At 53.0% G+C, this 13,045-nt stretch carries 13 protein-coding genes; 6 read left to right on the plus strand and 7 right to left on the minus strand.

Going from position 1 to position 13,045, the window contains the following annotated elements; translation table 11 throughout:
- The first annotated feature begins 149 nt into the window (after positions 1-149).
- Complete coding sequence (gene waaH, locus ACJHX4_RS09840) at positions 150-1,184, plus strand: UDP-glucuronate:LPS(HepIII) glycosyltransferase (RefSeq protein WP_000982097.1); 1,035 nt, start codon at positions 150-152, stop codon at positions 1,182-1,184.
- On the opposite strand, the gene ACJHX4_RS09845 is transcribed toward waaH, so the two are convergent.
- The 3 genes from ACJHX4_RS09845 to gpmM are packed head-to-tail and all read right to left on the minus strand — an operon-like array spanning position 1,171 to position 4,971.
- Positions 1,171-2,130 carry a divergent polysaccharide deacetylase family protein gene (locus ACJHX4_RS09845; protein WP_000483825.1) on the minus strand — a complete coding sequence of 320 codons (960 nt, stop codon included), beginning with the start codon at positions 2,128-2,130 and terminating at the stop codon, positions 1,171-1,173. The genes waaH and ACJHX4_RS09845 overlap by 14 nt on opposite strands.
- Before the next feature lie 3 nt (positions 2,131-2,133).
- The gene (envC, locus tag ACJHX4_RS09850; protein ID WP_000196261.1) at positions 2,134-3,393 is read right to left on the minus strand and encodes a murein hydrolase activator EnvC; all 1,260 of its coding nucleotides are present in this window, start codon (positions 3,391-3,393) and stop codon (positions 2,134-2,136) included.
- A gap of 33 nt (positions 3,394-3,426) precedes the next feature.
- Positions 3,427-4,971: a 2,3-bisphosphoglycerate-independent phosphoglycerate mutase gene (gene gpmM, locus ACJHX4_RS09855; RefSeq protein ID WP_001296527.1), complete on the minus strand. Its 1,545-nt coding sequence runs from the start codon at positions 4,969-4,971 to the stop codon at positions 3,427-3,429.
- Between the two features lie 243 nt (positions 4,972-5,214).
- Here gpmM and ACJHX4_RS09860 point away from each other — a divergent pair, with 243 nt between their 5' ends.
- The 5 genes from ACJHX4_RS09860 (at position 5,215) to cysE (ending at position 8,489) form a co-directional block, all read left to right on the plus strand.
- Complete coding sequence (locus ACJHX4_RS09860; protein WP_001156181.1) at positions 5,215-5,646, plus strand: rhodanese-like domain-containing protein; 432 nt, start codon at positions 5,215-5,217, stop codon at positions 5,644-5,646.
- Between the two features lie 140 nt (positions 5,647-5,786).
- Positions 5,787-6,038, plus strand: coding sequence for a glutaredoxin 3 (gene grxC, locus ACJHX4_RS09865; protein ID WP_000024392.1), 252 nt, complete (start codon positions 5,787-5,789; stop codon positions 6,036-6,038).
- A 63-nt stretch (positions 6,039-6,101) separates the two neighbouring features.
- Positions 6,102-6,569 (plus strand): protein-export chaperone SecB, encoded by a 468-nt coding sequence (gene secB, locus ACJHX4_RS09870; protein WP_000003382.1) that lies wholly within the window; start codon positions 6,102-6,104, stop codon positions 6,567-6,569.
- On the plus strand, positions 6,569-7,588 hold the full coding sequence (gpsA, locus tag ACJHX4_RS09875; protein ID WP_001076194.1) for an NAD(P)H-dependent glycerol-3-phosphate dehydrogenase: 1,020 nt from the start codon (positions 6,569-6,571) through the stop codon (positions 7,586-7,588). The genes secB and gpsA overlap by 1 nt, the downstream gene beginning before the upstream one ends.
- 79 nt (positions 7,589-7,667) lie before the next feature.
- Positions 7,668-8,489, plus strand: coding sequence for a serine O-acetyltransferase (cysE, locus tag ACJHX4_RS09880; protein WP_001277561.1), 822 nt, complete (start codon positions 7,668-7,670; stop codon positions 8,487-8,489).
- Positions 8,490-8,541: 52 nt separating this feature from the next.
- Here cysE and trmL read toward each other — a convergent pair whose 3' ends face one another.
- Genes trmL through lldP form a run of 4 tightly spaced genes read right to left on the minus strand, consistent with a single transcriptional unit; the run spans position 8,542 to position 12,681 of the window.
- Entirely contained in the window at positions 8,542-9,015 is a 474-nt protein-coding gene (trmL, locus tag ACJHX4_RS09885) for a tRNA (uridine(34)/cytosine(34)/5-carboxymethylaminomethyluridine(34)-2'-O)-methyltransferase TrmL (RefSeq protein ID WP_000932347.1), read from the minus strand.
- Between the two features lie 47 nt (positions 9,016-9,062).
- Complete coding sequence (gene lldD, locus ACJHX4_RS09890) at positions 9,063-10,253, minus strand: quinone-dependent L-lactate dehydrogenase (protein ID WP_000586976.1); 1,191 nt, start codon at positions 10,251-10,253, stop codon at positions 9,063-9,065.
- Positions 10,250-11,026 carry a transcriptional regulator LldR gene (gene lldR, locus ACJHX4_RS09895; RefSeq protein WP_001296526.1) on the minus strand — a complete coding sequence of 259 codons (777 nt, stop codon included), beginning with the start codon at positions 11,024-11,026 and terminating at the stop codon, positions 10,250-10,252. The genes lldD and lldR overlap by 4 nt, the downstream gene beginning before the upstream one ends.
- Entirely contained in the window at positions 11,026-12,681 is a 1,656-nt protein-coding gene (lldP, locus tag ACJHX4_RS09900) for an L-lactate permease (protein ID WP_001296525.1), read from the minus strand. Before lldP ends, lldR begins: the two co-directional genes overlap by 1 nt.
- Positions 12,682-13,045: the final 364 nt, after the last annotated feature.

Raw genomic sequence — 13,045 nt, forward strand, 5'->3', positions numbered from 1 at the left:
TTGCACTGATCTCTTATATAGCTGCTCTCATTATCTCTCTACCCTGAAGTGACTCTCTCACCGGTAAAAATAATATCTCACAGGCTTAATAGTTTCTTAATACAAAGCCTGTAAAACGTCAGGATAACTTCAGAGGTCGTCGGTAATTTATGATGAACAGCACCAATAAACTTAGTGTTATTATCCCGTTATATAATGCGGGCGATGATTTCCGCACTTGTATGGAATCTTTAATTACGCAAACATGGACTGCTCTGGAAATCATTATTATTAACGATGGTTCAACGGATAATTCTGTTGAAATAGCAAAGCATTACGCAGAAAACTATCCGCACGTTCGTTTGTTGCATCAGGCGAATGCTGGCGCATCGGTGGCGCGTAATCGTGGGATTGAAGTGGCAACGGGAAAATATGTCGCTTTTGTCGATGCTGACGATGAGGTCTATCCCACCATGTACGAAACGCTGATGACCATGGCGTTAGAGGATGACCTCGACGTGGCGCAGTGCAACGCTGATTGGTGTTTTCGTGAAACGGGTGAAACCTGGCAATCCATCCCCACCGATCGCCTTCGCTCAACCGGTGTATTAACCGGTCCGGACTGGCTGCGGATGGGACTTTCTTCCCGCCGTTGGACACACGTGGTCTGGATGGGGGTTTATCGCCGCGATGTTATTGTTAAAAATAACATTAAATTTATTGCCGGATTACATCATCAGGATATTGTCTGGACAACAGAATTTATGTTTAACGCGCTGCGTGCGCGATATACCGAGCAATCATTATATAAATATTATCTGCATAATACGTCAGTGAGTCGGTTGCATAGACAAGGGAATAAAAACCTTAATTATCAACGTCACTATATTAAGATTACCCGCCTGCTGGAGAAATTAAATCGAAATTATGCTGACAAAATTACGATTTATCCGGAATTTCATCAGCAAATAACTTACGAAGCATTGCGTGTTTGCCATGCGGTGCGCAAAGAGCCGGATATTCTTACCCGCCAACGGATGATTGCCGAGATATTTACTTCCGGTATGTATAAGCGCCTGATTACCAATGTCCGCAGCGTGAAGGTGGGTTACCAGGCGTTACTGTGGTCTTTCCGCTTATGGCAATGGCGCGACAAAACGCGGTCGCACCATCGCATTACGCGTAGCGCCTTTAATTTGCGCTAGCGTTAAGTTTTGCCGCTTCGGGCTGTTTGCCCCAGCCTTGCCACTGATGCTGGAAGTAAACGATCAGCGTGCTCTGGCTGATGCTTTCGCTTAATACTTCAAAGAAGCGATTAGCATAAACAGGTTCCAGCGGCTTCTTCGGTTTGCACAGCTTCACGCCACGGAACGGATTACGCGGTGTGTCGGGCACAGTGTTTTTCGGCGGTGTAGACGTATCAACCTGCGGTTCATTCAGCAAGCTGCTGGCTTTCACCAGCGTAATGTCTGGCGGCAGGTTATAAACCAGCTGTTGTAGCACGCGTACCGTTGAAGGGTGAGGATGCCCAATGGCAATGGTTGAACCGTTGCGACGCGCTAGGTCAATTGCGCGATTGAATTGCACACGGATGTCCGCTTCGTTCTGCGAATCGTCGAGGAACACCTTCCGTTTGATCACCTTCACGCCAGTGCCTTGCGCGGCGCGCATCGCCTGGGTATTACCGATGGTTACGCTGTCGAGAAAGTAAAGATTGTAACGCTCCAGCGCCTGCATCACTTTCTGCATACCAAACAGGTTAGAGGTCATCTTGCTGCCCATGTGGTTGTTGATCCCCACGGCATAGGGCACGTTATTGACCGCACTACGAATAATGCGCTCAATTTCGTCGCTGCTCATCTCCGGGCGTAGCGTATTTTTCTCCAGCGGCTGTTTACTCAGTGGTGCCATCGGTAGATGAATCAACACTTCGTGACCGCTGTTATGTGCTTTGGTCGCCATCTCTCTGGCGTGCGGTGAATCGGGTAATACAGCGACGGAGATAGCGGAAGGCATCGCCAGCACCTGGTTTTCGTTGTGCGGGCGATACCCAAAATCATCAATGACGATGGCAAGTTTGCCAGCAATTACGGGGGAGGAGAGCGCCAACAGAGCGGCAAATGCAAGAACGTTACGACGAAATGGAAACAAAACTTATCTTCCCAACCACGGCTGTGGATTGACCGCCTGACCCTGGCGGCGAATTTCGAAATAGAGTGAAGGCCGACCCTGACCGCCACTGCTGCCCACCAGTGCAATTGGCTGGCCCGCGCGAACCTGCGAACCAACGCTCACCAGTGCGCTCTGATTATAGCCGTAAAGACTCATGTCGCCTTTACCATGCTCAACCACCACCACCAGACCGTAGCCTTGCAGCCAGTCAGCCAGAATCACCCGGCCGTCGGCAATCGCTTTAACTTCAGTACCTTCAGAGGCACCAATCACCATCCCTTTCCAGCGTAATTCACCCTGTAGCTGCTCGCCATAGCGATGCAGCGTTGGCCCGCGAACCGGCCAGAATGCCTGACCGCGCGGTGCGCCCAGACCACCGGTACGGGACATCAGCGATTTTTCGCTTTCGGTCGGCTTGTAGGTGGTGCCTTTGCGCGTCGCTTCTTTCTGGCGGTCGCGAACCGCCTGGGCTTCGCGCGCTTCACGTTCAGCACGCGCTTTCGCCGCGGCTTCCGCACGGGCAATGCTGTTACGCAGGCGGGATTCGTTGGCGCGCAGCTCGCTCAACTGTTGCTGACCTTGCTGGATGGAAGACTCCAGCCCTGCCAGCGTCTTTTTACGCTCGCTCAACGCCTGGGTCAGCTTCGCCTGTTGGGCGCGCTGCTCATATAAAAGCGTTTGTTGCTCGCTTTGTTTCTCTTCCAGTTCGGCACGCTGCATAGCGACTTCTTCACGCGTTTGTTTCAACTGAGCAATGGTTTCTTGTCGCGCCTGGTTGAGATAGCCGAAATAAGCCTGTAACCGCTGCCCACGCTGGCTTTCTTCACCGCTGAGAATCAGCTGAATACCGGTATGTTCACCCTGACGAAACGCGGCATCCAGTTGCGCGGCGAGGCTGCGCTCCTGGGCGGCTTTTTGCTGCTCCAGTTTGGCAATCGACGCGTTCATCTCATCAATCTGTTTATTCAGTTGATTAAGCGTGTTTTGCGTTTCGCGCAGTTTACGGGTGGCTTCAGAGATCGCTTCTTCCTGCTTTTTCAATTGTGCGAGCAGGCTTGCGCGTTGTTGTTGCTTTTGGCGTACCGCGCGCTCTTTCGCGGCGATGTCAGCCTGAATGGATTTGAGTTGGTCACGCTCATCCGCGTGGGCGGAAAAGGCGCACAACAATACGCCAGCGCTCAGAACGCTGGCGTAGATGATGGGCCTGATTGCAAACCTGCGCGGTTTCACGGCCCGTGTCATGGTATTAATCGCCTTTCCCCTCATGGGGAGGGATTATTCCACGATGAACAGCGGCTTACCAGTCATCTCTTGCGGGATTTCCATACCCATCAGCGACAACATGGTCGGCGCGATGTCAGAAAGTTTGCCGCCTTCAACCGCTTTCACGTTCTTATCACCAACGTAAATCAGCGGAACTGGCAGGTTGGTGTGTGCTGTGTGTGCCTGACCCGTTGCCGGATCGCGCATCTGTTCAGCGTTACCGTGGTCAGCGGTGATCAGCAGTTGTCCACCCACGGACTCAACCGCTTTCGCGACTTCTTCCACGCAGTGATCCAGCGCTTCAACCGCTTTAACCGCCGCTTCCATCACCCCGGTGTGACCTACCATGTCGCCGTTCGGATAGTTACAGATAATGGTGTCGTATTTGCCGCTCTTGATTGCCGCAACCAGTTTTTCGGTCAGCTCTGCGGAGCTCATTTCCGGTTGCAGATCGTAGGTAGCCACTTTCGGTGAGTTGATCAGAATGCGATCTTCGCCTTTGAACGACTCTTCTACGCCACCGTTGAAGAAGAAAGTAACGTGGGCATATTTTTCGGTTTCGGAAATACGCAGCTGAGTTTTGTCGTTTTTCGCCATCCACTCGCCGAAGGTGTTAACCAGGGAAGCGGGTGGGTAAGCCACTGCGGTTTTGATGTCGGCAGCGTATTCGGTCAGCATCACGAAATCGACGTTAACCACTTTCTTACGCGCGAAGCCGTCAAAATCGGCATTTACGAATGCACGAGTGATTTCACGTGCGCGGTCAGCACGGAAGTTCATGAAAATCAGCGCATCGCCGTCTTCCATTGCCGCATCTGGCTGACCTTCTGCACGAATAACGGTCGCTTTCACGAACTCGTCGTTTTCGTCGCGAGCATAAGCAGCCTGCAAACCGGCAACGGCGGTATCGGCCTGGAACTCACCTTGCGCCAGAGTCAGCAGGTCATAAGCTTTTTCAACGCGATCCCAACGGTTATCGCGGTCCATCGCGTAGTAACGACCAATGATGGACGCTACGCGGCCTTTACCCAGCGCGGCAAATTTCTCTTCGAATTTTTTCAGCGAGGATTCAGCACTGCGCGGCGGAGTGTCGCGACCGTCAAGGAATGCGTGTAGGTAGATTTTTTCTGCGCCGCGTTCAGCTGCCAGTTCTACCATCGCCATGATGTGATCTTCGTGGCTGTGTACACCACCTGCGGAGAGCAGACCCATAATGTGTACTGCTTTGCCTGCGTTTTTCGCTTTATCTACCGCACCAGTCAACACCGGATTAGCAAAGAAAGTGCGATCTTTGATTTCAACGTCCAGACGAGTCAGGTCCTGATACACGATGCGGCCTGCACCCAGGTTAACGTGGCCTACTTCGGAGTTACCCATCTGACGGTCAGGCAGACCGACTTCCAGACCGGAAGCGTCGATCAGGGTATGCGGACGATTGGCCCACAGTGCATCCATTACCGGGGTTTTAGCACTAAAAATGGCGTTATCCTGCTGTTCTTCGCGATAGCCATAGCCATCCAGAATCACCAGTACCATAGGTTTTTTAGAAACCGACATTGCGACAACCTCATACTCAAGAGTCAAAATTTGCGTAATTTTACTACAGCTGAATCGATAAAATAGCCTCTGAAGATCAAAATATACGACCGCTCGCGGCAAGCAGATGCCAGATTTACGCTTTTTTTTCGTAGCGCCCCGCAAAATTGCATTCCAGTTAACGCGCTGGCTGTATTTGCCGCACTGCGCAGGTATACTCCTTTCCTGGTTTTTTAATCACTACGTCGGGAGTTGTTACCCCCCATGCAAGAAATTATGCAATTTGTTGGCCGTCATCCCATACTGAGTATCGCCTGGATCGCGTTACTGGTGGCGGTTCTTGTGACTACGTTTAAGAGCCTGACCTCGAAAGTGAAGGTGATTACTCGTGGTGAAGCTACGCGTCTGATCAACAAAGAAGACGCTGTGGTTGTGGATTTACGTCAGCGTGATGACTTCCGTAAAGGCCATATCGCAGGTTCTATCAACCTGTTGCCGAGCGAAATCAAAGCCAACAATGTTGGTGAGCTTGAGAAGCACAAAGACAAACCGGTTATCGTGGTAGATGGTTCTGGCATGCAGTGCCAGGAGCCTGCAAACGCGCTGACGAAAGCTGGTTTTGCACAAGTATTCGTACTGAAAGAAGGCGTCGCTGGCTGGGCTGGCGAAAACTTGCCTTTGGTGCGCGGCAAATAATTTACCTGTCGTCTTTCATGATGCAGGCCGTTAGCTGCAATTAGGCCCCCAGCGACTTATTGATATAAGCTTCTGGGGACACTCCATTTTGCTGCCGCCCTGCAACATGAAATTTCAGGGTAAAAAACAGGAGCTAATTTATGGCCAATGTTGAAATCTATACCAAAGAAACCTGCCCGTATTGCCATCGTGCAAAAGCACTGCTAAGCAGCAAGGGCGTGAGTTTTCAGGAGTTGCCGATCGATGGCAATGCCGCTAAGCGTGAAGAGATGATCAAACGCAGCGGTCGCACCACGGTTCCACAGATTTTTATTGACGCACAGCACATTGGTGGCTGTGATGACTTGTATGCATTGGATGCACGTGGTGGACTGGATCCCCTGCTGAAATAACGTGTGAACGTTGGCATTACATTGCGCAGTATTTTAAGGACAACACTTAAGGGTTTTCTACACATGTCAGAACAAAACAACACCGAAATGACTTTCCAGATCCAACGTATTTATACCAAGGATATTTCTTTCGAAGCGCCGAACGCGCCGCACGTTTTCCAGAAAGATTGGCAACCAGAAGTTAAACTTGATCTGGATACGGCATCTACTCAACTGGCAGATGACGTTTACGAAGTGGTACTGCGTGTTACCGTAACGGCCTCCCTGGGCGAAGAAACCGCGTTCCTGTGTGAAGTTCAGCAGGGCGGTATTTTCTCCATCGCGGGTATCGAAGGCACCCAGATGGCACATTGCCTGGGCGCATACTGCCCGAACATTCTGTTCCCGTATGCTCGTGAGTGCATCACCAGCATGGTATCCCGCGGTACATTCCCGCAACTGAACCTTGCGCCGGTTAACTTCGATGCGCTGTTCATGAACTATTTGCAGCAGCAGGCTGGCGAAGGTACTGAAGAACATCAGGATGCCTGATGAACCAACGTAATGCTTCAATGACTGTGATCGGTGCCGGCTCGTACGGCACCGCTCTTGCCATCACCCTGGCAAGAAATGGCCACGAGGTTGTCCTCTGGGGCCATGACCCTGAACATATCGCAACGCTTGAACGCGACCGCTGTAACGCCGCGTTTCTCCCCGATGTGCCTTTTCCCGATACGCTCCATCTTGAAAGCGATCTCGCCACTGCGCTGGCAGCCAGCCGTAATATTCTCGTCGTCGTACCCAGCCATGTCTTTGGTGAAGTGCTGCGCCAGATTAAACCGCTGATGCGTCCTGATGCGCGTCTGGTGTGGGCAACCAAAGGGCTGGAAGCAGAAACCGGACGTCTGTTACAGGACGTGGCGCGTGAGGCCTTAGGCGATCAAATTCCGCTGGCGGTTATCTCTGGCCCAACGTTTGCGAAAGAACTGGCGGCAGGTTTACCGACGGCCATTTCGCTGGCCTCGACGGACCAGACCTTTGCCGATGACCTCCAGCAATTGCTGCACTGTGGCAAAAGTTTCCGCGTTTACAGCAACCCGGATTTCATCGGTGTGCAGCTTGGCGGCGCGGTGAAAAACGTCATTGCCATTGGCGCGGGGATGTCCGACGGTATCGGTTTTGGTGCGAATGCGCGTACGGCGCTGATCACTCGTGGGCTGGCTGAGATGTCGCGTCTTGGCGCGGCGCTGGGTGCCGATCCTGCCACCTTTATGGGCATGGCGGGGCTGGGCGATCTGGTGCTTACCTGTACCGACAACCAGTCGCGTAACCGCCGTTTTGGCATGATGCTCGGTCAGGGCATGGATGTACAAAGCGCGCAGGAGAAAATTGGTCAAGTGGTGGAAGGCTACCGCAATACGAAAGAAGTCCGCGAACTGGCGCATCGCTTCGGCGTTGAAATGCCAATAACCGAGGAAATTTATCAAGTATTATATTGCGGAAAAAACGCGCGCGAGGCAGCATTGACTTTACTAGGTCGTGCACGCAAGGACGAGCGCAGCAGCCACTAAACCCAGGGAACCTTTGTTACCACTATGACCCGGCCCGCGCAGAACGGGTCGGTCATTATCTCATCGTGTGGAGTAAGCAATGTCGTGTGAAGAACTGGAAATTGTCTGGAACAATATTAAAGCTGAAGCCAGAACGCTGGCGGACTGTGAGCCAATGCTGGCCAGTTTTTACCACGCGACGCTACTCAAGCACGAAAACCTTGGCAGTGCACTGAGCTACATGCTGGCGAACAAGCTGTCATCGCCCATTATGCCGGCTATTGCTATCCGTGAAGTGGTGGAAGAAGCCTACGCCGCCGACCCGGAAATGATCGCCTCTGCGGCCTGTGATATTCAGGCGGTGCGTACCCGTGACCCGGCGGTGGATAAATACTCAACCCCGTTGCTATACCTGAAGGGTTTTCATGCTTTGCAGGCGTATCGCATCGGTCACTGGTTGTGGAATCAGGGGCGTCGCGCACTGGCTATTTTTCTGCAAAACCAGGTTTCTGTGACGTTCCAGGTTGATATTCACCCGGCAGCAAAAATTGGTCGCGGTATCATGCTCGACCACGCGACAGGCATCGTCGTTGGTGAAACGGCGGTGATTGAAAACGACGTATCGATTCTGCAATCTGTGACGCTTGGCGGTACGGGTAAATCTGGTGGCGACCGTCACCCGAAAATTCGTGAAGGTGTGATGATTGGCGCGGGCGCGAAAATTCTCGGCAATATTGAAGTTGGGCGCGGCGCGAAGATTGGCGCAGGTTCCGTGGTGCTGCAACCGGTGCCGCCGCACACTACTGCCGCTGGCGTTCCGGCACGCATTGTCGGCAAGCCGGATAGCGATAAACCGTCAATGGATATGGATCAGCATTTCAACGGCATTAACCATACGTTTGAGTATGGTGATGGGATCTGATGTCCTGTGATCGTGCCGGATGCGATGTAATCATCTATCCGGCCTACAGTAACTAATCTCTCAATACCGCTCCCGGATACCCCAACTGCCGCCAGGCTTCATACACCACGACCGACACCGCATTGGACAGGTTCATGCTGCGGCTGTCCGGCACCATTGGAATACGAATTTTTTGTTCAGCGGGCAGGGCATCAAGAATGCTCGCTGGCAGGCCGCGTGTTTCCGGGCCGAACATCAGATAATCGCCATCCTGATAGCTTACGGCGCTGTGAGCAGGCGTACCTTTCGTGGTGAGGGCAAACAGACGCTGGGGATTTTCTGCTTCGAGAAACGCGCGATAGTCATGATGACGCGTAACGGCGGTAAACTCGTGATAGTCCAGCCCCGCGCGGCGCAGGCGCTTATCGTCCCAGGCAAATCCCATCGGTTCGATGATATGCAGACGAAAGCCGGTATTAGCGCAAAGACGGATGATGTTGCCAGTATTTGGCGGAATTTCTGGTTCGTAAAGTACGATGTTTAGCATACTGCCCCCTTAGTGCGGGGGCAGGATAGCAGATATTCGTCTAACCCTTAAGCTGCATTCCCTTTCGCCATCGGAGCCAATGCCGCCGGCAACTCTTTACCCAGCCCCTGCACCAGCGAATCTTGCGTAATTTCGCTAATCGATTTCGCGCCAGTCAGCGTCATTGCCACTTTCATCTCTTTTTCGATCAGATTTAGCAGGTTAGCTACACCCGCCTGGCCCGCTGTTGCCAGCGCATACAGGAAAGCACGACCCAGCAGTACGGTGTCGGCACCGAGCGCAATCATACGCACGACATCAAGCCCGTTACGTATTCCGCTATCTGCCAGAATGGCGATATCACCTTTCACGGCATCTGCAATAGCAGGCAGTGCACGGGCAGAAGAGAGCACACCGTCCAGCTGGCGGCCACCGTGGTTAGAAACCACAATTCCATCAGCACCAAAACGTACTGCATCGCGCGCATCTTCTGGGTCGAGGATCCCTTTGATCACCATCGGGCCATCCCAGAAATCGCGGATCCACTCAAGGTCTTTCCATGAGATGGACGGATCGAAGTTATTCCCCAGCCAGCCGATGTAATCTTCCAGTCCGGTCGGTTTGCCGAGGTAAGCCGAGATATTACCTAAATCATGCGGACGACCGTTCAGGCCCACATCCCACGCCCATTGCGGATGCGTCACCGCCTGCAAATAGCGGCGCATTGCCGCGTTCGGGCCGCTCATCCCAGAATGCGCATCACGATAACGCGCTCCCGGTGTCGGCATATCCACGGTGAAAACCAGCGTCGAACAACCCGCGGCTTTTGCTCGCTCCAGTGCGTTACGCATAAAGCCGCGATCGCGCAGCACATAAAGCTGGAACCACATCGGACGTTTGATAGCTGGAGCGACTTCTTCAATCGGGCAAACGGAAACCGTCGAGAGAGTAAACGGAATGCCATGCGCATCCGCGGCTTTGGCAGCCTGAACTTCGCCGCGTCGCGCATACATGCCACACAAACCTACCGGACCTAGCGCCACCGGCATCGACAATTTCTCATTAAACAGCGTCGTTTCCAGGCTTAAGTCAGACATGTTTTTCAGAATACGCTGGCGCAGCGCCACTTCTGACAAATCTTCCACGTTGCGGCGTAGGGTGTATTCAGAATATGCCCCCCCATCCATATAGTGAAACAGGAACGGCGGCAGAATGCGTTGCGCTGCGGCGCGATAATCGCTGGCTGCGGAAATAATCATGCGTTTTTCTCCCTCGAATGCTCATTATGGTCACCAGGCAGGCGGGTAATTCGTGCATGGCGAGCCTGATCTTCATCGAATCGTTTCATGGTGGTGTGAACAAAGCTAAGGTGCGCCATCATTGCTTTACGCGCCCCGTCAGCATCACCGACAAAAATGGCGTCAATGACCGCCTGATGTTGTTCGGTCAGCTGAGAAAAAACCGGGGGTACCAGGTACATCCGCTGGCGGCTATGCTTCACAGAGGATTGCAGGACATCGAAGAAACCGCGCATGGTTTGCAGCAACACAATGTTATGTGAAGCTTCGGCAATCGCCAGATGAAAACGAACGTCCGCTTGTGAGGCGAGATCCGGGTCTTCACTTAGCGTTGCTTCAAAGCAAAGCTGAATCTTTTCTTTTTCGCCAGGTGTGGCGCGCATTGCTGCATGCCATGCGGTGCTGGCTTCAATGGCGTAGCGGGCTTCCAGAATATCGAAACTGTAATCCGGATCATCGGCCATCAGCGTTTTCAGCGGCTGGACGATGTTTTGCTCCGACCATGTGTCATGACGCCAGCGAATAAACGTCCCGCCGCCACGTCGACTGAGCAGCACACCTTCGCTTACCAGTTTCGCCAGCGCCTCGCGCAGTGAATTTCTCGACACGCCGAGTTGCATCGCCAGTTGACGTTCAGCGGGCAACTTCATGCCCGCTTCCAGGTTTTTTTCATCAATCAGCGCCCGCACACGATCGGCAACCTCGTCTGACAGGCGTCTGGGTAAAACAATCATTAAGGAATCATCCACGTTAAGACATAGGCCTGAAGCGTGGTGATCACGCCCACCATACAGGTGAAGATCAGGCTGTGTTTGACAGTAAAGCGGAACAAATCAGACTCTTTGCCCACCAGGCCTACCGCCGCACAGGCGATAGCGATAGATTGCGGAGAGATCATTTTGCCGGTGACACCACCGGTGGTGTTGGCAGCAACCAGCAACAGGTCAGAAACGCCAATTTGTTGTGCGGCGGTAGCCTGCAAAGCGGCAAACAAAGCATTAGATGACGTATCCGACCCGGTCAGGAATACCCCAAGCCAGCCGAGGAACGGCGAGAAGAAGGTGAATGCATGACCGGTGTGCGCCAGTGCCAGCGCCAGTGTTGATGACAAACCGGAATAGTTCGAGATAAAGGCGAACGCCAGCACCATGCCGATGGAGTAGATAGGCAGAGCCAGTTCTTTCAGCGTGCTGCCGAAGGTGCTGATAGCGTCAGATGGTTTCATCTTCAGCCAGACAATCGAGAGCAGGGCAGCAAACAGAATGGCGGTACCGGTGGCAGAGAACCAGTCGAACTTAAACACGGCGGCATACGCTGTCGCTTCGCTGACCACTGGCGGCATACGGGCAACCAGTTTATCGAGGTACGGCACCGGAATGTTGATCACCCACTCATACAGCGCACCGCCTGAAGTGAACAGGGCTTTAAACGGCGGGATACTCCACAGTGTTACGGTGGCGGTCAGGAACAGGAACGGTGTCCAGGCGCGCAGCACCTGACCTGCCGTGTAACCTGTGTGAGCCAGCGTCATATCAACCTGTGACGCCCCTAAGTCACCGAAGCGGAATACGCGCACGGGTTGCCAGCGTTTGAGGAACAGTGTCAGACAGAGCAGCGATACCAGCGAAGAGATAATGTCTGGCAGTTCCGGCCCAATAAAGTTAGAGCTGAGGTATTGAGCGATGGCAAACGACCCGCCCGCAACCACGACCGCAGGCCAGGTTTCTTTGATACCGCGCCAGCCGTCCATAATCGCCATGATCCAGAACAGCACGATAATGGTCATAAACGGCAGCTGACGCCCCACCATCTGACCAATCTCAAAGCTGTCGATGCCTGTTACCTGCCCGGCGACCAGAATCGGAATACCCATCGCACCAAATGCCACTGGCGCGGTGTTAACAATCAGGCACAGCCCGGCGGCGTACAGCGGTTTAAAGCCCAGGCCGACCAGCAATGCGGCGGTAATTGCTACCGGTGCGCCAAAGCCTGCGGCTCCTTCAAGGAAAGCGCCGAAACAGAAACCGACGATCAGCATTTGCAGGCGCTGGTCAGGGGTTATCGAAAGAATAGACGAGCGGATGATGTCAAACTGCCCGGTTTTCACCGAGATCTTATAGACGAACACCGCTGCAATAATGATCCACGCGATGGGCCACAACCCGTAGAAGAAGCCATAAACCACCGAGGCCAGCGCGTTAGCGACCGGCATTTTATAGAACAGCAAAGCCACGGCAAGGGCGATTGCCACCGTCCATGAGGCGGCGACGTATCCTTTCAGTTTGAGCTTAATCAGCGCAAAGAAGAAAAACAGGATGGGAAGCGATGCTATCAGGCTGGAAAGCCAGATATTCCCGGCGGGATCGTAGTTTTGTTGCCAGAGATTCATTGCAGGTCTCCTGCAGTCCACACACGCCGTGTAATGAGTCTGTTGCCCATCTCTTTGTCACACGTTGTGTAAAAGTGGCACTGCCAATTGTGTTGTGTAGGGGTAATGACAATGAATGGTTAACTAAATGTTACGTGTTGGCAACATTGATGTGAGTTTTAATTGGGGAATTGTGAACCAGAGGTCAGATAAGCGAAGAATTGGTAGGGCCAATTCTTGTGGTGGGAGATGTCTGGTAAAGAAAAGGGCAATCCTCATCAGAGAATTGCCCTTAGATTGTTGACCCGGAGTGCCTTATCTTGCCGGATGCGGCGTGAACGCCTTATCCGACCTACAGGAATGTGCTGAATCACCCCGTAGGCCT

Source organism: Escherichia sp. WS2035 (assembly GCF_046487065.1).
Classification (GTDB): Bacteria; Pseudomonadota; Gammaproteobacteria; order Enterobacterales; family Enterobacteriaceae; genus Escherichia; species Escherichia coli.

Coding starts and splice junctions, on each gene's coding strand:
- waaH (WP_000982097.1), top strand. CDS start 150: ATGATGAACAGCACCAATAAACTTAGTGTTATTATCCCGTTATATAAT.
- envC (WP_000196261.1), bottom strand. CDS start 3,393: ATGACACGGGCCGTGAAACCGCGCAGGTTTGCAATCAGGCCCATCATC.
- gpmM (WP_001296527.1), bottom strand. CDS start 4,971: ATGTCGGTTTCTAAAAAACCTATGGTACTGGTGATTCTGGATGGCTAT.
- ACJHX4_RS09860 (WP_001156181.1), top strand. CDS start 5,215: ATGCAAGAAATTATGCAATTTGTTGGCCGTCATCCCATACTGAGTATC.
- grxC (WP_000024392.1), top strand. CDS start 5,787: ATGGCCAATGTTGAAATCTATACCAAAGAAACCTGCCCGTATTGCCAT.
- secB (WP_000003382.1), top strand. CDS start 6,102: ATGTCAGAACAAAACAACACCGAAATGACTTTCCAGATCCAACGTATT.
- gpsA (WP_001076194.1), top strand. CDS start 6,569: ATGAACCAACGTAATGCTTCAATGACTGTGATCGGTGCCGGCTCGTAC.
- cysE (WP_001277561.1), top strand. CDS start 7,668: ATGTCGTGTGAAGAACTGGAAATTGTCTGGAACAATATTAAAGCTGAA.
- trmL (WP_000932347.1), bottom strand. CDS start 9,015: ATGCTAAACATCGTACTTTACGAACCAGAAATTCCGCCAAATACTGGC.
- lldD (WP_000586976.1), bottom strand. CDS start 10,253: ATGATTATTTCCGCAGCCAGCGATTATCGCGCCGCAGCGCAACGCATT.
- lldR (WP_001296526.1), bottom strand. CDS start 11,026: ATGATTGTTTTACCCAGACGCCTGTCAGACGAGGTTGCCGATCGTGTG.
- lldP (WP_001296525.1), bottom strand. CDS start 12,681: ATGAATCTCTGGCAACAAAACTACGATCCCGCCGGGAATATCTGGCTT.